At 67.1% G+C, this 18176-nt stretch carries 17 protein-coding genes; 7 read left to right on the top strand and 10 right to left on the bottom strand.

Annotated features, from left to right (window positions below; genetic code table 11):
* Nucleotides 1-25 precede the first annotated feature (25 nt).
* A complete protein-coding gene (locus tag AC2FAN_RS11910; protein WP_485174218.1) occupies nucleotides 26-913 on the bottom strand; it encodes a transglutaminase-like domain-containing protein in 888 nt (295 codons plus the stop codon).
* A gap of 263 nt (nucleotides 914-1176) precedes the next feature.
* Nucleotides 1177-1557, bottom strand: coding sequence for a PRC-barrel domain-containing protein (locus tag AC2FAN_RS11905; protein ID WP_320109537.1), 381 nt, complete (start codon nucleotides 1555-1557; stop codon nucleotides 1177-1179).
* 244 nt (nucleotides 1558-1801) lie between these two features.
* On the opposite strand from AC2FAN_RS11905, the gene AC2FAN_RS11900 reads away from it, so the two are divergent.
* Entirely contained in the window at nucleotides 1802-2062 is a 261-nt protein-coding gene (locus AC2FAN_RS11900) for a glycine zipper domain-containing protein (RefSeq protein WP_265052122.1), read from the top strand.
* Between the two features lie 85 nt (nucleotides 2063-2147).
* Here the strand turns inward: AC2FAN_RS11900 and hutC are convergent, their stop codons facing one another.
* Nucleotides 2148-2897, bottom strand: coding sequence for a histidine utilization repressor (hutC, locus tag AC2FAN_RS11895; RefSeq protein ID WP_485174216.1), 750 nt, complete (start codon nucleotides 2895-2897; stop codon nucleotides 2148-2150).
* Nucleotides 2898-2905: 8 nt separating this feature from the next.
* The gene (locus AC2FAN_RS11890) at nucleotides 2906-4273 is read right to left on the bottom strand and encodes a formimidoylglutamate deiminase (protein ID WP_485174214.1); all 1368 of its coding nucleotides are present in this window, start codon (nucleotides 4271-4273) and stop codon (nucleotides 2906-2908) included.
* 170 nt (nucleotides 4274-4443) lie between these two features.
* Between AC2FAN_RS11890 and hutI the strand changes: the two genes are divergently transcribed.
* From hutI to AC2FAN_RS11865, 5 genes are all read left to right on the top strand, one after another.
* Nucleotides 4444-5610: an imidazolonepropionase gene (gene hutI / locus AC2FAN_RS11885; RefSeq protein ID WP_485174574.1), complete on the top strand. Its 1167-nt coding sequence runs from the start codon at nucleotides 4444-4446 to the stop codon at nucleotides 5608-5610.
* Nucleotides 5607-7139, top strand: coding sequence for a histidine ammonia-lyase (hutH, locus tag AC2FAN_RS11880; protein WP_485174212.1), 1533 nt, complete (start codon nucleotides 5607-5609; stop codon nucleotides 7137-7139). The genes hutI and hutH overlap by 4 nt, the downstream gene beginning before the upstream one ends.
* Nucleotides 7136-7945 (top strand): N-formylglutamate deformylase, encoded by an 810-nt coding sequence (hutG, locus tag AC2FAN_RS11875; RefSeq protein ID WP_485174210.1) that lies wholly within the window; start codon nucleotides 7136-7138, stop codon nucleotides 7943-7945. The genes hutH and hutG overlap by 4 nt, the downstream gene beginning before the upstream one ends.
* Nucleotides 7942-9609, top strand: coding sequence for a urocanate hydratase (gene hutU, locus AC2FAN_RS11870; protein WP_485174208.1), 1668 nt, complete (start codon nucleotides 7942-7944; stop codon nucleotides 9607-9609). The genes hutG and hutU overlap by 4 nt, the downstream gene beginning before the upstream one ends.
* 187 nt (nucleotides 9610-9796) lie before the next feature.
* On the top strand, nucleotides 9797-10357 hold the full coding sequence (locus AC2FAN_RS11865) for a HutD/Ves family protein (RefSeq protein WP_485174206.1): 561 nt from the start codon (nucleotides 9797-9799) through the stop codon (nucleotides 10355-10357).
* Nucleotides 10358-10472: 115 nt separating this feature from the next.
* Here AC2FAN_RS11865 and AC2FAN_RS11860 read toward each other — a convergent pair whose 3' ends face one another.
* A complete protein-coding gene (locus AC2FAN_RS11860) occupies nucleotides 10473-11552 on the bottom strand; it encodes a citrate synthase/methylcitrate synthase (RefSeq protein WP_485174204.1) in 1080 nt (359 codons plus the stop codon).
* A gap of 85 nt (nucleotides 11553-11637) precedes the next feature.
* Between AC2FAN_RS11860 and AC2FAN_RS11855 the strand changes: the two genes are divergently transcribed.
* Nucleotides 11638-12777: a citrate/2-methylcitrate synthase gene (locus AC2FAN_RS11855; RefSeq protein WP_485174202.1), complete on the top strand. Its 1140-nt coding sequence runs from the start codon at nucleotides 11638-11640 to the stop codon at nucleotides 12775-12777.
* A 153-nt stretch (nucleotides 12778-12930) separates the two neighbouring features.
* Here AC2FAN_RS11855 and AC2FAN_RS11850 read toward each other — a convergent pair whose 3' ends face one another.
* From AC2FAN_RS11850 to AC2FAN_RS11830, 5 genes are all read right to left on the bottom strand, one after another.
* Nucleotides 12931-14145, bottom strand: coding sequence for a class I SAM-dependent methyltransferase (locus AC2FAN_RS11850; protein ID WP_485174200.1), 1215 nt, complete (start codon nucleotides 14143-14145; stop codon nucleotides 12931-12933).
* 164 nt (nucleotides 14146-14309) lie between these two features.
* On the bottom strand, nucleotides 14310-15716 hold the full coding sequence (locus tag AC2FAN_RS11845; RefSeq protein ID WP_485174198.1) for a TRAP transporter large permease: 1407 nt from the start codon (nucleotides 15714-15716) through the stop codon (nucleotides 14310-14312).
* 3 nt (nucleotides 15717-15719) lie between these two features.
* Complete coding sequence (locus AC2FAN_RS11840) at nucleotides 15720-16304, bottom strand: TRAP transporter small permease (RefSeq protein WP_485174196.1); 585 nt, start codon at nucleotides 16302-16304, stop codon at nucleotides 15720-15722.
* Between the two features lie 94 nt (nucleotides 16305-16398).
* A complete protein-coding gene (locus AC2FAN_RS11835; RefSeq protein WP_265052110.1) occupies nucleotides 16399-17370 on the bottom strand; it encodes a sialic acid TRAP transporter substrate-binding protein SiaP in 972 nt (323 codons plus the stop codon).
* Nucleotides 17367-18164, bottom strand: a complete 798-nt coding sequence (locus AC2FAN_RS11830) for a FadR/GntR family transcriptional regulator (RefSeq protein ID WP_485174194.1) — start codon at nucleotides 18162-18164, stop codon at nucleotides 17367-17369. The genes AC2FAN_RS11835 and AC2FAN_RS11830 overlap by 4 nt, the downstream gene beginning before the upstream one ends.
* Nucleotides 18165-18176 lie beyond the last annotated feature (12 nt).

The following is an 18176-nucleotide window of genomic DNA, read 5'->3' as shown; positions in this document are numbered from 1 at the left end:
CTGCCCCGCGGACACAAGGGCAGCCCTATGCCGCCGCCGGGTGGGCGTCGAACTGCGCCGGCATTGGACGCCTCAACGGCATCGGCGTTTCCTGGACCTCTTCGGTGATCACCTCGAAACGCTGCAGCGTGTGGCTGCCGAAGGAGCTGATCATCGCCACGTCTGTCGCGTCGCGGCCGCGCGCGATGACGATGCGGCCGATGCGCGGCTCGTTGTGGCGGGCGTCGAAGGTGTACCAGCGCCCGCCGAGGAAGACTTCGAACCAGGCGTTGAAGTCCATGGGCGCCGGATCGGGCGGCACGCCGATATCGCCGAGATAGCCGTTGCAGTAGCGCGCCGGGATGTTCATGCAGCGGCAGAGCGCGACGGCGAGATGGGCGAAATCCCGGCAGACGCCGATCCGCTCCTCGAACGCCTCGGCCGCCGTGCGCGTGTTGCGGGCGAAATGATAGCCGAAGCTCAGGTGATTGTGGACGAAGTCCACGATCGCTTGGACACGCTGCCAGCCCGGCTGGATCTGGCCGAACAGGGACCAGGCCTGCCCGAAGAGCTTGTCGGTTTCGCAGTAGCGGCTGCCCAGCAGATAGACGAGCACATCATCGGGCAGGCGCGAGGGCTGCACTTCGCGCGCGGCCGGGTTGACGGGGTCCACCTCGCCGGAATCATGCATGACGCCTTCCGACTCCAGGCGGATGCCGCCGGGCGGCGCGACCATGCGCCGGCAGATATTGCCGAAGGCGTCGAGATGCTGAGTGACGGTGATCGGAAGCGACTGATCGGCGAGCGCGCTCACCCGCATCTCGTCGGGCATCGTCAGATCATGACGGCGCGACGGATGAACGTCCAGCAGCGTCACCAACGGCATCTCATGAGCGCAAACCAACTCGATCCGATAGCCATAACGGATGCGCATCTCGGTCTCTCCTGATGTGAGGGACGGCTACATCGCGACAGCGTCACAGCAGCTCATCGGGTCTCGAATTCCCCCACGCAAAAGACGCGCTGGGGCGGGCTCGGGTTCCCGGGTTCAGGCGAAAAAACGCGACGCCGAGTCGGCTTCGCGGCCGATAAAAGGCGCCGTCAAAAAAGAAGATGCGGGCCTTTCGGCCCGCATCCCGCCGCCACGGCGGTTCGGCTGGGGGGATAGCAACCGCCGCGACCTGCGTCTGGCAGCCGCTACATCATCCAGTAGGGCATCGTGCCGTAATAGTCGTGGACACGCTTGCCGTAAGCCTTGTCCTCCCAGTCGGGCTCGCCCTCGCTGTCGTACATCGGGGCGGCTTCCAGCTTTTCCTTGGTGAGAGGCACGACGTAGCCGCCGCGCTGCGGGTCATAGTCGAGAACGCTCCACGGGATCGGATGGTACTTTTCGCCGAGCCCGAGAAAGCCGCCGAAAGACATGATGGCGTAGGCGACCTTGCCGGTCTGCTTGTCGAGCATCACGTCGTAGATTTCGCCGAGATGGTCGCCACCCGCATTGTAGACGTCGGTGCCTGCGACGCGGGCGCCGGCAATCAGCGGATTGGACGTCGTGGTGGACGTGGTGGACATCGTCATGTCGGTTCCTCCAAGTGGTCGGAGCGCACATCGCTGCAGCGCTGAAACTTGCCTTCTCAACGTCTCGCCGAAGCGAAAGGTTCCGGCTTTTTCGGCGAGTTTCTGTGCAATCCTCCTGCAGCGAACGTCCTGCTCTTAACTCGTACGGGCGCGGTCCCCGCGCGCGCCGGGAACCTTTGCCCGCGTGACGGGTTTGGGGTTCCGAAGTTCGATCGCCGTTTTGTGAAGAAGAGGAACAGGCAGCATGAAAAAGTTCATGGTCATCGTGGGTCTCGCCGCCGCCATCGGCGCCTGCACCCCGCGTGAACAGAATGCGGGCACTGGTGCTCTGATCGGCGCAGGCGCAGGCGCCATCATCGGCGGCGCAGCAACGGGCCGGGCGGGCGGCGCCCTGGCAGGCGCGGCCATCGGTGGCGCGAGCGGTGCGCTCATCGGCGGCGCGGCGACGCGTCAGACCTGCTACGGCCGCGACGAGTGGGGCCGGCGCTTCGCTTACGAGTGCTGAACTATTTCCCGATCGCATGAAGGGAAGGCTCGCCAATCCGGCGGGCCTTTTTTTCTTTCGAGGAGGGTCTGCTGCTGCGAGCGTCTCAGACCTGTCCATAGGGGCCGAAACGCCCGACGAAACGATGGCGGAAGCCCGGATAGAGCAGGCGCACGGCGGTGACCGGCTGCGCCTGGTTCCAGGTGCGACGCTCGACCAGCAGGCAGGGTTCGCCGACTGCGACATCCAGCAAGGCCGCCTCCTCGGACCCCGCTCCGACGGCGCTGATCGCATGCTCGGCCTGCGACCACAGGCTGTGCCGGAGCAGCCAGTCGCCCGGCGGCGTTTCAGCGAAGTCTTCCTCCGACACCCCCGGGATGCCGGCGGCGTGGATGATGCGCTCCTCCAGCACATGCGGCTTTCCGCCGGCGCGATGCAGCACGACGAGGTGAGCCACCTTGTCGGAACGCTTCAACCCGAACCGCTCCGCGACCTCGGACGAAGGACGCCCATCTTCACGCGAGAGCACGTCGTAGGCATAGGCCTGGCCGAGCTGGCTCACCTCCTCCGGGATCGAGAGGATGTCGAGCATGGCGTGGCTCGCCGGAGGGCTCGCGACGATGGTTCCGGAGCGGCGGCGGCGTACGATGAGCCCTTCGCGCGCCAGCTGCACCAAGGCGCGGTGCACGGTCATCCGCGAGGCGCCGAGCTGTTCCATCAGGGCATGTTCGGGCGGCACGCTGGTGCCGGGTGGCCATTCCCCGCTGAGCACGAGATCGCGGATAGCGCGCCGGATCTGGTCGTAGACCGGCCCGGCGCCGTCCAGTTTCACCGCGTCGAGCCGGGTCTCGGTCATCGTGCTTCCTAAGCTGCCGCGAGCAGGCGGCGCATCACGCCGGCAAAGCGCGCACGCACCGAATCGCGGGCGGTATGCCTACCCTCGGTCACCACCCTCCTGCCACCGACGACGACATCGCGCAAAGGCAGCGCGTTGGCGGCGAAGATCGCGCTGTCGAGCGCCTCCGCGCCGGACTTCCCGACGATGGCCGGGTGGTCGGTATCGAGCGTGATGAAGTCGGCACGGCAACCCGGGGCGATCGCGCCGATCGCGCGGCCGCAGGCCTGCGCGCCGCCGGCGCAGGCCGCCTGCCAGAGCGCGACACCCGTCGAGGCGCCCTCCTCGGCGTAGAGCGCGCGGCGGCGATCACGCAGGCGCTGCGAATATTCGAGCTGCCGCAATTCCGCGCCGGCATCGATCTGGATGTTGGAATCGCTGCCGACGCCAAACGCACCGCCCGCATCGCGGTAGCGGATACCGTCAAAGATGCCGTCGCCGAGGCTCGATTCGGTGATCGGGCACAGGCCGGCCACCGCACCGCTGCAAGCAATGCCGTCGCGCTCGGCATCGGTCAGATGGGTGGCGTGGATCAGGCACCAGCGGCGGTCGAGCGGGATCGTGTCGATCAGCAGTTCGACCGGGCGCTTGCCCATGATCTTCACGCTGTCGTCGACCTCGCGCATCTGCTCGGCGATGTGGATATGCACCGGCTCGCCCGGCCGGAGCGAGGAAACCCAGCCGAGATCGTCGAGCGCAACCGCGCGCAGCGAATGCGGCGCGACGCCGAGCCGCGCATCCGGCAGATCGCGCAACGCGACCGCGCTCGCCTCCAACAGGCGCTGGTAAGACTCGCGGTCGTTGACGAAGCGGCGCTGGCCGTGGACCGAAGGCGCCTCACCGAAATTGCCGAAGCGATAGAGCACCGGCAGCAGCGTGAGGCCGAGCCCGGTTTCAGCGGCGGCTGCGGCGACCGCCTGCCCCATCGCCGCGATGGTGGCGTAAGGGCGCCCATCCTTGTCGTGGTGGAGGTAGTGGAATTCGGCGAGCGCCGTGAAGCCGCCTTCGAGCATCTCGACGAAAGCCTGAGCGGCGATGGCCTGCACATCGTCGGGATCGAGCCGGTCGAGGAAGCGATACATCACCTCGCGCCAGGTCCAGAAGGAATCCTCCGGCGCGCCGCGCTGCTCGGACAGGCCCGCCATGCCGCGCTGGAAGGCGTGGCTGTGGAGGTTCGGCATGCCCGGCAGCGCGATTCCGGCGAAGCTATGCGCTGGCTCCCCCGGCGCGGCGCCCGGCTCGACGGCCGTGGTGACGCCGCCTTCGATGGTGATTTTCACATTGCTGGCAAAGCCTTGCGGCAGAAGCGCCTCGGCCAGATGCAGGGTTTTGGTCACGCCAACGCTCCATGGATCAATTGCATATGCAATTAAGCACTTGCCATTTGCATATGCAATTAGATAGCATATTCGAAATCGAAGGATAGCGGGGAGGATGCGACGTGGCGAAGGCGCCGGGCGAAACGCTGGCTTGCGACAAGCTCTGGACGAATGCACGGCTGGCGACGATGTCGCTCACGACCGGCGCACCCTACGGCGCCATCGAGGATGGCGTGATCGCAGCCAGCGACGGGCGCATCATCCATGCCGGCCCGCGCTCGGAGGCGCCGGCCTTCGTGGCGGCCGAGACGATCGATTGCGCGGGACGCTGGATCACGCCCGGGCTGATCGATTGCCACACCCATCTCGTCTATGGCGGCGACCGCGCCCATGAGTTCGAACTGCGCCTGCAGGGTGCGACCTATGAGGAGATCGCACGCGCCGGTGGCGGCATCCTCTCCACGGTCACCGCGACCCGCGATGCGAGCGAGGACGAGCTTTTCGCCTCGGCCGACCGGCGCCTTGCCGCGCTGATCGCCGAGGGCACCACCACCGTCGAGATCAAATCCGGTTACGGGCTGGAGCAGGCCGCCGAGCTGAAGCAGCTTCGTGTCGCACGCCGGATCGGCCGCGAGCGGCCGGTGACGGTGCGCACGACATTCCTCGGCGCCCACGCCGTGCCGCCAGAGTACAAAGGCCGCTCGAGCGACTACACCGCGCTCGTTGCCGGGCCGATCCTCGATGCCGTCGCGGCCGAGGGGCTGGCCGATGCGGTCGACGCCTTCTGCGAGGGCATCGCCTTCTCGCCCGACGAAACCCGCCAGGTCCTCGCCGCCGCCAAGGCCAAGGGCATCGCGATCAAGGTCCATGCCGAGCAGCTCTCCAACCTCAACGGCGCCAAGCTCGCCGCCGAGATGGGGGCGCTCTCCGCCGACCATCTCGAATATCTCGACGAGGCCGGCGTCGAAGCGATGGCCAAGGCCGGCACGGTCGCGGTCGTGTTGCCCGGCGCCTTCTATTTCCTGCGCGAGACGCAGGTGCCGCCGATCGCGCTGCTGCGGAAGCACGGCGTCGCCATCGCGCTCGCGACCGATGCCAATCCCGGCTCCTCGCCGCTGACCTCGCCGCTGCTCGTGCTGAACATGGCCTGCACCCTCTTCCGCATGACGCCGGAGGAAGCGCTGGCCGGCCTGACCCGCCACGCCGCCAAGGCGCTCGGCCTGCAGGACGAGATCGGCACGCTGGAGGCCGGCAAGCGCTGCGACCTCGCGATCTGGGACATCGAACGCCCGGCCGAGCTCGCCTACCGCATCGGTTTCAACCCGCTTCACACCCGCATCTGGAACGGACAATGACGACGCTTTCCCTGATCCCCGGCGCCGCCGGCCTCACCGACTGGCGTGCCATCCTCGACGGCGCCGTCGCTTCGCTCGCCGGAGACAGCGCCGCCTCCATCGCGTCGGGACAGAAGATCGTCGAGGAGATCGTCGCGGCCGGCACCGTGACCTATGGCGTCAACACCGGCTTCGGCAAGCTCGCCAGCGTTCGCATCGCAGATGCCGACCTCGCCACGCTCCAGCGCAACCTCATTCTCTCGCACGCAGTCGGCACCGGCCCCGCCTTGCCCGACGGCGTCGTGCGCCTGCTGCTGGCAATGAAGGCGGCGAGCCTGGCGCGCGGCGCCTCCGGCGTGCGGCCGATCGTGGTCGAAGCGCTGGTCGCCGCGCTCAAGGCCGATGCCCTGCCGGTCATCCCCGCCAAGGGCTCGGTCGGCGCCTCCGGCGACCTCGCCCCGCTCGCCCATATGACCGCAGCCCTGATGGGCGTCGGCGAGGTCAGGCTGAAGGGCGAGACGCTGCCCGCCGCCGAGGCGCTGAAGCGCGCCGGCCTGGCGCCGCTGACGCTCGGCGCCAAGGAAGGGCTCGCGCTCATCAACGGCACGCAGGTTTCGACGACACTCGCGCTGACCGGCCTTGCCGCCATCACCCGCGTCTTCGACGCGGCGCTGGTGGCCGGCGCACTTTCGGTCGATGCGCTGAAGGGCTCGGACACACCGTTCGATCCGCGCATCCAGAGCCTGCGCGGCCAGCCGGGCCAGATCAAGGTCGCCAGGATCCTGCTCGAGCTCATTGCCGGCAGCGCGATCCGCGAGAGCCACCGCCATGGCGACAGCAAGGTGCAGGATCCCTACTCGCTGCGCTGCCAGCCACAGGTGATGGGCGCGGTTCACGGCTTGCTGGGTAGCGTCGCGGCGACGCTCGGGATCGAGGCCAATGCCGTCACCGACAACCCCTTGGTGCTCGGCCCCGGCGAGATCGTCTCGGGCGGCAATTTCCACGCCGAGCCTGTCGCCTTCGCCGCCGACATGCTGGCGATGGGCGTCTGCGAGATCGGCAACCTCTCCGAGCGGCGCATGGCGCTGCTGGTCGACCCCGTCATGAGCGGGCTGCCGCCCTTCCTCGCCCGCGACGCCGGCCTCAACTCGGGCTTCATGATCGCGCAGGTCACAGCCGCGGCGCTGGCTTCCGAGAACAAGCAGAAGGCCTATCCGGCCTCGGTCGACACCATCCCGACCTCCGCCAACCAAGAAGATCATGTCTCGATGGCGACGCATGGCGCCTTCCGCCTGATCGACATGGCTCGCAATGCCGCGAGCATCATCGGCGTCGAGCTGATGGCGGCTGCCGAGGCCATCGAGCATCACCGCCCGCTCAAGACCAGCGCGCGGCTGGAGCCGGTGCTGACGCTGCTGCGCGAGAAGATCGCGCCGCTGACCGAGGATCGCTACCTTGCGCCAGACCTCGCCGCGGCAACCGAGTTCGTTCTCTCAGGAGCCGTCGGCCAGGCGGCCGGCCTCGACAGCTTCGCGGAGTTCGGGGCGTGAGTGCGGATGTCGTCGCGGTCACGCGAGGCTCCTCCCCGCTCATCCTCTCCATGCCGCATCCCGGCACGGCGCTGCCGCCGGAGGTCGCGGCGGCGCTGAACGAGCGCGGTCGGCAGGTCGAGGACACCGACTGGCATATGCGCCAGCTCTACGGTTGCGCAGATCGTTTCGCGCCCACCATCGTCGAAGCGCAGCTCTCGCGCTTCGTGATCGACCTCAACCGCGACCCCGCCGGCGTCTCGCTCTATCCGGGGCAGGCGACGACCGAGCTCGTGCCGGGCACGACCTTCGACGGCGCGCCGATCTGGCTGATGACACCGGACGCCGCCGAGATCGAGCGGCGCAAGGCTGCCTATTTCCAGCCCTATCATCAGGCGCTCGCGGCCGAGATCGAGCGGGTGAAAGCTGAGCACGGATACTGCCTGCTCTGGGACTGCCACTCGATCAAGTCGGAGATCCCGCGGCTGTTCGAGGGCACGCTGCCGACGCTGAACCTCGGCACCAATTCCGGCGAAAGCGCCGCCCATTCGGTCGAGGCCGCAGCCGTCGCCGCCATGGCGGGCCAGCCCTTCACGCAGATCGTCAACGGCCGCTTCAAGGGCGGCTGGATCACGCGCCATTACGGGCGCCCGCATAGTCGCGTGCATGCGCTGCAGATGGAAATCGCGCTCTCGGCCTATCTCACCGAAGAGGCGGCTCCCTGGACCTTCGACGCGCCGAAGGCCGCCCTGCTTCAGACCGCCTTGTCCGCCACCATCGAAGCCGCCCTCGGCGCGGCCGCTGCCCTCGAACGGAGCCGCTCATGACCCGCCTCGACAACACCCGCACCATCCGCGCCGCGACCGGCACCGACCTCACTGCCAAGAGCTGGCTGACCGAAGCGCCGCTGCGCATGCTGATGAACAATCTCGACCCCGACGTCGCCGAGAACCCGCATGAGCTCGTCGTCTATGGCGGTATCGGCCGGGCCGCGCGCAGCTGGGAGGATTTCGACCGCATCGTCGCGACGCTGCGCCAGCTCGAAGCGGACGAGACGCTGCTCGTCCAATCCGGCAAGCCGGTCGGCGTCTTCCGCACGCACAAGGATGCGCCGCGCGTGCTGATCGCCAATTCCAACCTCGTGCCGCATTGGGCGAACTGGGACCATTTCAACGAGCTCGATAAGAAGGGGCTCGCGATGTACGGCCAGATGACGGCCGGTTCCTGGATCTATATCGGCACCCAGGGCATCGTTCAGGGCACCTACGAGACCTTCGTCGAGGCCGGGCGCCAGCACTACAATGGCAGCCTCAAGGGCAAATGGGTGCTGACCGGCGGGCTCGGCGGCATGGGCGGCGCGCAGCCGCTGGCGGCGGTGATGGCCGGCGCCTCCTGCCTCGCCGTCGAGTGCAACCCCGACTCGATCGATTTTCGCCTGCGCACCCGCTACCTCGACGAAAAGGCGGAGACGCTCGACGAGGCGCTGGAGATGATCGCCCGCTGGACCAAGGCCGGCGAGGCGAAGTCCGTCGGCCTGCTCGGCAACTGCGCCGAGATCCTGCCCGAGATGGTTCGCCGCGGCATCCGGCCCGACATGGTCACCGACCAGACATCGGCCCACGACCCCGTCAACGGCTACCTGCCGAAGGGCTGGACCATGGGCGAGTGGAAGCAGCGGCGCGAGGGCAACCCGAAGGCGGTCGAGAAGGCGGCCCGCGCCTCGATGCGCGAGCATGTCGAGGCGATGATCGCCTTCCAGGACATGGGCATCCCGACCTTCGACTACGGCAACAATATCCGCCAGGTGGCCAAGGAGGAGGGGCTGGAGAACGCCTTCGCCTTCCCCGGCTTCGTGCCGGCCTATATCCGCCCGCTGTTCTGCCGTGGCGTCGGCCCCTTCCGCTGGGCCGCGCTCTCGGGTGATCCGGAGGACATCTACAAAACCGACGCCAAGGTGAAGGAGCTGACCCCCGGCAACACGCATCTGCACAACTGGCTCGACATGGCGCGCGAGCGCATCGCCTTCCAGGGCGTGCCGGCGCGCATCTGCTGGGTCGGCCTCGGCGACCGCCACCGGCTGGGCCTCGCCTTCAACGAGATGGTCCGGAACGGCGAGCTCAAGGCCCCGGTCGTGATCGGCCGCGACCACCTCGACTCCGGCTCGGTCGCCTCGCCGAACCGCGAGACGGAAGCGATGAAGGACGGTTCGGATGCCGTCTCCGACTGGCCGCTGCTGAACGCCCTGCTCAACACGGCGTCCGGCGCAACCTGGGTCTCGCTGCACCATGGCGGCGGCGTCGGCATGGGCTTCTCGCAGCATTCGGGCGTCGTCATCTGCGCGGATGGCACGGACGATGCCGCCGCCCGCCTCGGGCGTGTGCTGTGGAACGACCCCGCGACCGGCGTGATGCGCCATGCCGATGCCGGCTACGACATCGCGCTGGATTGCGCCCGCGAGAAGGGGCTGAACCTGCCGGGTATTCTGGGCTGAGCCAGCCTCACTGTCATTCCGGGGCGGCGCGTCAGCGCCGAGCCCGGAACCCAGAACCGAGACCGGTTTTCCCGTGAGCTCGGCCTACCTACCGGCTTTTTCGGGTAGGGTATCGGTTCTGGGTTCCAGGCTCATGGCTTCGCCATCCCCGGAATGACGCTGTGGTTCCGAGCGGAGAACAAGCAACATGCGCATCATCCGCGCCGCCGACTGCAAGGTCATGCCGTGGAAGAACGGCGGCGGCACCACCACAGAAATCGCGGTTTTTCCCGAGGGAGCCCCCCTCAGCGATTTCGACTGGCGCATCTCGATGGCCCATGTGGGCACAGACGGGCCGTTCTCGTCCTTTCCCGGCATCGACCGGACCCTGTCGCTGCTGACCGGCAACGGCATCCGCCTCGCCTTCCGCGATGGCGAGACCGTCGCGCTCGACAAGGGGACCGAACCCTTCTTCTTCGCTGCCGACCAAGCCGTCCATGGCGTGCTGGTCGATGGGCCGATCGACGATCTCAACGTGATGAGCCGGCGCGGGGCGTGGAGCCACAAAGTCGAGCGCCTGCCCGGCGGATCGCACGAGATCGCGAACGAGCGTGGATTGCTGGTTCTGGTCGCGCGCCGCGGCGTTTGGCAAGTGAACGGCTCGGCTTTGGCTGCCGGGGACAGCGCGGTCCTCCCGGCACCCACAACCGTCTCGTTGCGCGCCGAAAGCGGCGGCGAACTCTTCGCCATCCGCCTTTCCCGGGCATGACCTATGCCGTCATTCTCGGGCGGAGCGCGGCTCCGACCCGAGAACCTCTTGCCACAGAAGGCACTGGTTCAAGAGATGCTCGGGTCAAGCCCGAGCATGACGCCCTTCCCTCACCTCACGCCGCCTGCCGCGGCTGCGGGCCGACATAGACCGATTGCGGGCGGATCAGCTTACCGCCGGCGATCTGCTCCTTGGCATGGGCGAGCCAGCCCATCGTGCGACCGAGCGCGAAGACGCAGGTGAAGGAATCCGGCGTGAAGCCGAGCGCTTCCAGCAGCAGCGCCGTGTAGAACTCGACATTGGTCTCGAGCGTCCGGTTCGGTTTGCGCTCGCGCAGGATGGCGAGCGCCGCCTGTTCGACTGCCTCGGCGAGTGCGAGACGCCCGCTATCGGCGCCGAGCCGGCGGATCGCGCCCTTCAGCGCATCGGCGCGCGGATCGCGCACACGGTAGATGCGGTGGCCGAAGCCCATCAGCCGGTCACCGCGATCGAGCGCCGTTTCCAGCCAGGCCCGAGCATTGGCGGGCGTGCCGATCGCATCGAGCATCTCGATCACCGGGCCGGGCGCGCCGCCATGGAGCGGGCCCTTCAGCGCACTGACGCCGGCGAGCACCGCCGAAACCAACCCGGCGCGGGTCGAGGCTACGACGCGAGCGGCGAAGGTCGAGGCGTTTAGACCGTGATCGGCGACCGTGACGAGATAGGTATCGAGCGCGGCGGCCTGCTGCTTCGTCGGCGCCGTGCCCGTCAGCATGCGCAGCGTATCGGCGGCCTGCGACAGGGACGGATCGGGCGCGACTGGCAGCAGCCCCTGCCGCAAGCGCAGGGACGCGGCGGTGAAGACGGCAGGCGCAGCCAGAAGCCGCAGCACCGTGCCGGCGTCCTCGCCATCGGGAATCAGCGCAGTCATCGCCCGGATCATCTCGACCGGGCCGAGTGTAACGGGCACCGCCGCCTTGGCGACGACCGTCTCGAACAGCTCCTGCCGGGCCGAGCCCAGCGCCGCCGGCAGGTCCTTCATGGCGGGCAGGTCCGGCACGAAGCCGTCGAGCATCAGCGCAGCCATCTCCTCGAAGGAGGTGTGGCCCGCCAGCTCATCCAGGCTGTGGCCGCGCACCACCAGCCGGCCCGCTGCTCCATCAACCTCCGAGAGCACGGTGTGGGCGGCAACGACGTCTTCAAGGCCATCGGACATGGCGATCTCTCCTACAAACGATGGCTTGAGGATTGGGAGCTTCATCGCTAGAATCAATCTTGAACAATATAATCAATGTATTTCGATGACCGACTGGCTGACGGCGCAACAGGTGATGGCGCGACTCGGGCTGAAGCCGCAGACCCTCTATGCCTATGTCAGCCGCGGGCTGATCGAGGCCCGCGGCAATGCGGACGATTCGCGCCGCCGGCTCTACCGGGCCGAGGATGTGGCGCGGCTGGAGCACCGCAAGGCGCGCGGGCGCAAGCCCGCCGCGATCGCCGAGGATGCGATCGCCTTCGGGGAGCCGATCCTGGCCTCCTCCATCGCCACGATCCAGCGCGGCAAGCTCTGGTATCGCGGGCAGGATGCCGAACAGCTCGCGCAGACGGCTAAGCTGGAGGATGTCGCGAGGCTGCTGTGGGATTGCGGCTCGCAGCGCTTTCCACCGCTGTTCACGCTCGTCCCGGAGGCTCCTGCCCTGCAGCGGATCTTCGGCGTGATCGCCACGCGGGCCGCAGGCGACACCGCCATGGCGGGGCGTGCCAGAAAGGCGCTTTATCTCGAAGCGGCCTCGGTTCTCGACGCGCTGGTCGATGCCATCGCCGGACGGCCTGGACAGGGTCCCATCCATCACCGGTTGGCGCAGGCCTGGGGATGCGATGCGGCTGGCGCCGACCTGATCCGCCGGGCGCTGGTGCTGCTCGCCGACCACGAACTCAACGCCTCGACCTTCGCGGTGCGCGTCGCCGCCTCGACCCGCGCATCCCTCGCAGCCTGCGTTCTGGCCGGGCTCGCGACGCTGTCGGGACCGCTGCATGGCGGCATGACGCCGCGCGTGCTCGGGCTGATGCGGGAGATCGCGAGCGAGGGCGCCGAGCCCGCGATTTCCGCCCGCCTCGCGGCCGGCATGCCGCTGCCCGGTTTCGGCCATCCGCTCTATCCGGACGGCGACCCGCGAGCGCGAGGGTTGCTCGCCGTGTTCACGCTGCCTCCGGCCTATGAAGAGGCTCGCCGCGCCGTTACCGCACTCACCGGCGAGGAGCCCAATATCGACTTCGTGCTGACGGCGATCGCCACCGCGTTGAGGCTCTCGGCCGACGTTCCCTTCCAGATCTTCGCCGCCGCGCGCTGCACGGGCTGGATCGCCCATGCGCTGGAGCAGAACGAGACGGGGCGGCTGATCCGCCCCCGCGCCCGTTATGTCGGCCCGGAGCCGGCTTGAAGCCCATTCATTTTCTGGGCAACTACGGGGTCATCCCGGGCTTGACCCGGGATCCATTCCGGAGCGCGTCCGGCGAAGGTTCAGGCATGGATCCCGGATCTCCGCTTCGCTGCGTCCGGGATGACCCGCGTTTCAACACGAGCACCGTGGGCTCTACGCCACCCTGCCGAGCGCGCCCTCTCGCTCCGCGATATATCCGCGCGTGATCGGCAAGCCGTCGAGCTTCTTGGCCAGCTGGAACTGGAAGACGACGAGATCGTCATGCCGGAAGCTCGCCTCGCAGGCGGCGAGATAGAACTCCCACATGCGGGCAAAGCGCTCGTCATACATCGCCACCGCCTCATTGCGCCGGGCGAGGAAGTTCTCGCGCCAGGCCTTCAGCGTTTCGGCATAGTGGATGCGCAGCACCTCGACATCGGTGATTACAAGCCCTTCCTTCTCGATCGCCGCCGAAACCTCCGACATGGCGGGGATGTAGCCTCCGGGGAAAATATACTTGGCGATGAAGGGGTTGGTCGCGCCGGGCGGCGACGAGCGGCCAATGGTGTGGATCAGCGCCACGCCGTCATCGCTCAGCAATTCGCGGATCTTGCGGAAGTAGTCGCGATAATAGCCGACGCCGACATGCTCGAACATGCCGACCGAGACGATACGGTCGAAGGGCTCGGCCAGGTGGCGATAATCCTGCAGACGGAATTCCACCGGCAGGCCGGAATCCGCGCCGCGCTGCTTGGAGATGGCGAGCTGTTCTTCGGACAGAGTGATGCCAGTGACCGCGGCGCCGGTCTCGCCGGCGATCGACAAGGCCATGCCGCCCCAGCCGCAGCCGATATCGAGCACGCGCTGGCCCGGCTGCACATCGAGCTTCGCTATGATGTGGCGCTTCTTGGCGAGCTGCGCCTCGGCCAGCGCGACGCCGGGCCGCTCGAAATAGGCGCAGGAATACTGCATGTCCCTGTCGAGGAAGAGCCGGAAGAAATCGCTCTTCAGGTCGTAGTGATGCGCGACGTTGCGCTTCGCCAGCGCGGGCGTGTTGTGCTGATGGAAGCGCCGCACCGCGGTGCGCAAGCCCGTCAGCACCTTGCCCCAGCCCTGCGGGCGGGCCTTGTGCATAGCCGCGACCAGCGCATCCAGCAGATCGTAGAGCGAGCCTTGCTCGACCACGACGCGCCCGTCCATCACGGCCTCGCCCAAAGCGAGTTCGGGATTGAGCGCAAGTTTCAGTTCAGTCGGCGCATCCACGATCCGCATGCGCAATCGCGGTGCGGCGCCCTGCCCGATCGACTGCAGCGTGCCATCGGGAAAAACAACATCGATACGTGGCTCGATCGCGAGCCGAGACAACATCCTGGCAATCAGCGAATGCATTGGCCCCACCTTCGGCAGCGCCCCTTTCGCCAAAAGATGGCAAGCCTCTATGTGTTCGTAACGAGGCCTTCGTGCAAGGCAGCCCTACGCCTGCGGCATGACCGCGCAGGCGAGGTATATCAGTTCTGCATCGGCGTCAGGTCGCCGCCATGCGTTTCCCGATCCTAGCGAAGCATGCCCATCGTCCGCGGCAGCCAGAGCGTCAGCTCCGGGATGAAAGTGATGGCGATGAGGGCCGCGAAGAGCGGTATCAGCCATGGCAAGATCGCCATCGTCGTCTGCTCGACGGATAGCTTGGCCACCCGCGAGAGCACGAACAGCACCATGCCGAGCGGCGGGTGGAGCAGGCCGATCATCAGGTTCAGCGTCATGATCAGCCCGAAATGGATCGGGTCGACGCCGAGCTTGAGCGCGATCGGCAGCAGGATCGGCACGACGATTGTGATCGCCGCGATGGTGTCGAGGAAGCAGCCGATGAAGAGCAGCAGCAGGTTCACCAGGATCAGGAAGACCCATTTGTTCTGGGTCAGGCCGAGGATCGCGTCGGAGAGGATCTGCGCTGTGTTCGAGACCGTGAGCAGCCAGGCGAAGATCGAGGCGGCCGTGACGATGAAGAGCACCGAGGCGGTCGTCTCGATGGTGTCGAACGTCGCCTTGGCGAGCGAGCGCATGGTCATCGAGCGATAGCGCACGAGGCCGAGGAAGAGCGACCAGATCACGGCTGCGGCGGCGGCCTCGGTCGGCGTGAACCAGCCCAGGGTCATGCCGCCGATCAGGATCACCGGCGTCATCAGCGCCATAACCGCCGAGAAGTCGAAGTAGTAGTCGAGCGCGAGCAGGGCGGCGAGCGCGAGCCCGATCGCGACATTCTCCGAAAGCCCGGCCCAGACCAGGAGATAGGCGAGGATCGGGAAGCCCATCACGACGAGCACCTCGAGCCCGGCATTGCCGATCTGCTTCAGCGAGAACGGCGAATCCGAGCCCCAGTTGCGCAGTCGGGCGAAGATCGTGACCGTCGCCATCATGAACAGCGTCATCACCACGCCGGGGATCACGCCGCCGAGGAAGAGCGCGCCGATCGAGGTATTGGCCATCATGCCGTAGATGACGAAGGGCAGCGAAGGCGGGATGATCGGGCCCAGCGTCGCGGAAGCGGCGGTGACGCCGACCGCGACGTCCATCGGATAGCCGTGGTCCTTCATCGCCTTGATCTCGATGGTGCCGATGCCGGCCGCATCGGCGATCGCGGTGCCCGACATGCCGGAGAAGATCACCGAGCCGATGATGTTCACCTGGGCGAGGCCGCCGCGCATCCAGCCGACCAGCGCCACGGCGAAGGCGTAGATCCGGCCGGTCACGCCGGCGATGTTCATCAGGTTGCCGGCGAGGATGAAGAACGGCACCGCCAGCAACGGGAAGCTCTCGACACCGGCGATCATGCGCTGGGCCATGATGACGTCCGGCACGGTGCCGGTCGCGATGATGTAGGTGAGCGAAGCGACCGCCATCGAGATGGCGACGGGAACGCCGAAGATCATCAGGGCGAGGAAGGTTCCGACGAGGATCAGCATGGATCAGGCCTCCGATCCGTCGAAAGCGGCGGGGTTTTCGAGGACGGAGTAGCCGCGGCGCCAGTTCTGCCAGGCGACCTGCAGGGCTCGCAGCGTCATCAGCGCGAAGGCGGCGAGCACGGAATAGAAGACGATCGATTTCGGCAGATCGACCGTGGTCATCATCTCGTCCGGAATGAGGGAGGCGTATTTCCAGACCAGCCAGGTGGCATAACCGAGGAAGCCGATGCGGATGGCATCGACCGCCGTCGCCAAGGCACGGCCAACCGGTTTCGGCACGTAGCGATAGAGGAAATCGACCTGGATATGGCGCGAAGCGCGCACGCAGAGCGAGGAGCCGAGGAAGACGACGACGATCAGGGCGTAGATCGCGATCTCCTCCGTCCAGGCCAGGCTGTTGTTGAGGACGTAGCGCGTGAAGAACTGCGCCACGACGCAAGTGACCATCAACCAGAAGACGGCGAGCGTCGCCCAATCCTCAACCCCGTAGCCCGAAAGATCGGCCGGCGGAGGCGGCTCGTCGAAGACGTGAGCGATCTCCTCGATCGTCACCTGAGTATGGATTTCCGGCTGGCTGGCGCTCGTCACGGGGAACCTCTCGCACGTCAGGCGCGTCGGATCGACAAGGGTGAGAGACGGCCCGGCAGTCGCCGCCGGGCCGCGGAGCTGGGCGACAGCCGCCTTACTTGATCGCCTGGATGCGATCCCAGTCGGCCTTGCGGTAGCCGAACTGCTCGAAGGTGACGTTCTTCTGGACGTTGGCGAGGAAGTCGGCCTTGTCGATCTCGGTCACGGTCAGGCCCTTGTCCTTGAAGAGCTGGACCAGCTTCACCTCATCGGCCTGGATCTTCTTGGTCGTGCGCTCGGCCGCCTCCTGCGCAACGTCCGTGAAGATCTTGCGATCCTCAGGCGAGAGCTTGTCCCAGAGCTGCTTGGCGACGACCGTGTTGAGGTGGTCGACGATGTGGCCGGTCAGGACGATGTGCTTCTGCACCTCGTAGAACTTCTTGGCCTCGATGGTCGTCAGCGGGTTCTCCTGCGCCTCCACCGTGCCGTTCTGCAGCGCGAGATAGACCTCGGCGAAGGCGATCGGCGCGGTGTTGGCGCCGCAGGCGCGCGGCATGGCGAGATAGGCCGGCACGTCGGGCACGCGGATCTTGAGCCCCTTCATGTCGGCGCAGGCCTTGATCGGCTTGTTCGAGGTGGTGTGGCGCGTGCCGTAATAGCTGACAGCGACGATCTGGTGCCCGCTCTTCTCCTGATAGCCCTTCGCCATCTCCTTGAAGATGTCGGTCTTGGTGTAGGCGAGGAGATGCTCGGGATTGCGGAAGGTGAAGGGGTAGTAGGTCACGCCGATCGGCGGATAGGCGCGTGCCGCGAAGCTCGATCCGGAAATGATGATGTCGACGGTGCCGAGCGTCAGGCCCTGGTTGATGTCGGTCTCCTTGCCGAGCTGCGAGGCGGGATAGACCGTGATCTCGTATTTGCCGTTGGTGCGCTTCTTGAACTCGTCGGCCGCCCAGACGGACTCGGTGTGGAACGGCTCCGACGTCTCGTAGACATGGGCCCATTTCAGTTTGGTCTGCGCCTGCGCGGGCGCGCCGAGCAGGCCGAGGCCGGCGGCGAGCGCGGCCACGGTGAGATAGGTCTTCATCGGGCTTCTCCCTGTTTGCGTTTCAATCCCGTGATGCGCCCGTTCTTCTGGTTCGGGCCGGCCTTGGCGCCGGCCGGCCCGTTGCTCTTTCCTGCATCGCCGAAGCTCTGCGAAAAGCGTTCCTGTGAGTTCTGCAGATGCCGGCGCATCGCCTCGCGCGCCGCCGCCCCGTCGCCGCGCGCCAAAGCATCGCGGATCGCCCGGTGCTCGGCCACCGCGCGGCGCCACGAGTCGGGGCTTTCGAAATAGCGGGCAAGCTGCCGGAAATACGGGCTGATGCGCTGGTCGAAGAGATCGCCGACGCAACGGACCAGCACGCCGTTGCGGAGAATGCCGGCCAGCGCGACGTGGAAGGAGCGGTCGAGTGCGACGAGATTGTCGCTGCTCAGTCCCGATGCGGCCATCTGCTCCAGGACCATGTCGAGAGCCGCGATATCGGCGGGCTCGACAAGGCCCACGGCGTCCGAGCAGATCGCGCTCTCGATCAGCTCGCGCGCCTTCAGGACCTCGAACGGGCCTTCGGGAGGCCGGTCGCTCCAGAGCCGGGCGATGGCCTGAACCGGCGGATCGACGACATAGACGCCCGATCCCATCCGGATACGGACCCGGCCCTCGACCTCCAGCGCGATCAGCGCCTCGCGGACCGATGGGCGCGAGACGCCGAGCTTGTCGGCAAGCTCGCGCTCGGACGGCAACCGGCTACCGACCGGGAACTCGCCGCTCTCGATGAGATGGCGAAGCTGGTCGGCTATCTGACGATACAGGCGTGACGTCTCGACGGCCTCGATCGGCACGGACGGCTCCCC

Source organism: Allobosea sp. RIT-PG3_2, from assembly GCF_057321085.1.
The sequence above is the reverse complement of the archived record's forward strand: the minus strand, read 5'-3'. Positions and strand labels throughout refer to the sequence as shown.

Excerpts from the sequence above, each read along its gene's own strand:
- AC2FAN_RS11905 (WP_320109537.1), bottom strand. The coding sequence starts at position 1,557 with ATGACGATGTCCACCACGTCCACCACGACGTCCAATCCGCTGATTGCC.
- AC2FAN_RS11850 (WP_485174200.1), bottom strand. The coding sequence starts at position 14,145 with ATGCATTCGCTGATTGCCAGGATGTTGTCTCGGCTCGCGATCGAGCCA.
- AC2FAN_RS11910 (WP_485174218.1), bottom strand. The coding sequence starts at position 913 with ATGCGCATCCGTTATGGCTATCGGATCGAGTTGGTTTGCGCTCATGAG.
- hutU (WP_485174208.1), top strand. The coding sequence starts at position 7,942 with ATGACCCGCCTCGACAACACCCGCACCATCCGCGCCGCGACCGGCACC.
- AC2FAN_RS11855 (WP_485174202.1), top strand. The coding sequence starts at position 11,638 with ATGACCGACTGGCTGACGGCGCAACAGGTGATGGCGCGACTCGGGCTG.
- AC2FAN_RS11900 (WP_265052122.1), top strand. The coding sequence starts at position 1,802 with ATGAAAAAGTTCATGGTCATCGTGGGTCTCGCCGCCGCCATCGGCGCC.
- AC2FAN_RS11835 (WP_265052110.1), bottom strand. The coding sequence starts at position 17,370 with ATGAAGACCTATCTCACCGTGGCCGCGCTCGCCGCCGGCCTCGGCCTG.
- hutC (WP_485174216.1), bottom strand. The coding sequence starts at position 2,897 with ATGACCGAGACCCGGCTCGACGCGGTGAAACTGGACGGCGCCGGGCCG.
- AC2FAN_RS11865 (WP_485174206.1), top strand. The coding sequence starts at position 9,797 with ATGCGCATCATCCGCGCCGCCGACTGCAAGGTCATGCCGTGGAAGAAC.
- AC2FAN_RS11860 (WP_485174204.1), bottom strand. The coding sequence starts at position 11,552 with ATGTCCGATGGCCTTGAAGACGTCGTTGCCGCCCACACCGTGCTCTCG.
- hutI (WP_485174574.1), top strand. The coding sequence starts at position 4,444 with ATGTCGCTCACGACCGGCGCACCCTACGGCGCCATCGAGGATGGCGTG.
- hutH (WP_485174212.1), top strand. The coding sequence starts at position 5,607 with ATGACGACGCTTTCCCTGATCCCCGGCGCCGCCGGCCTCACCGACTGG.
- AC2FAN_RS11845 (WP_485174198.1), bottom strand. The coding sequence starts at position 15,716 with ATGCTGATCCTCGTCGGAACCTTCCTCGCCCTGATGATCTTCGGCGTT.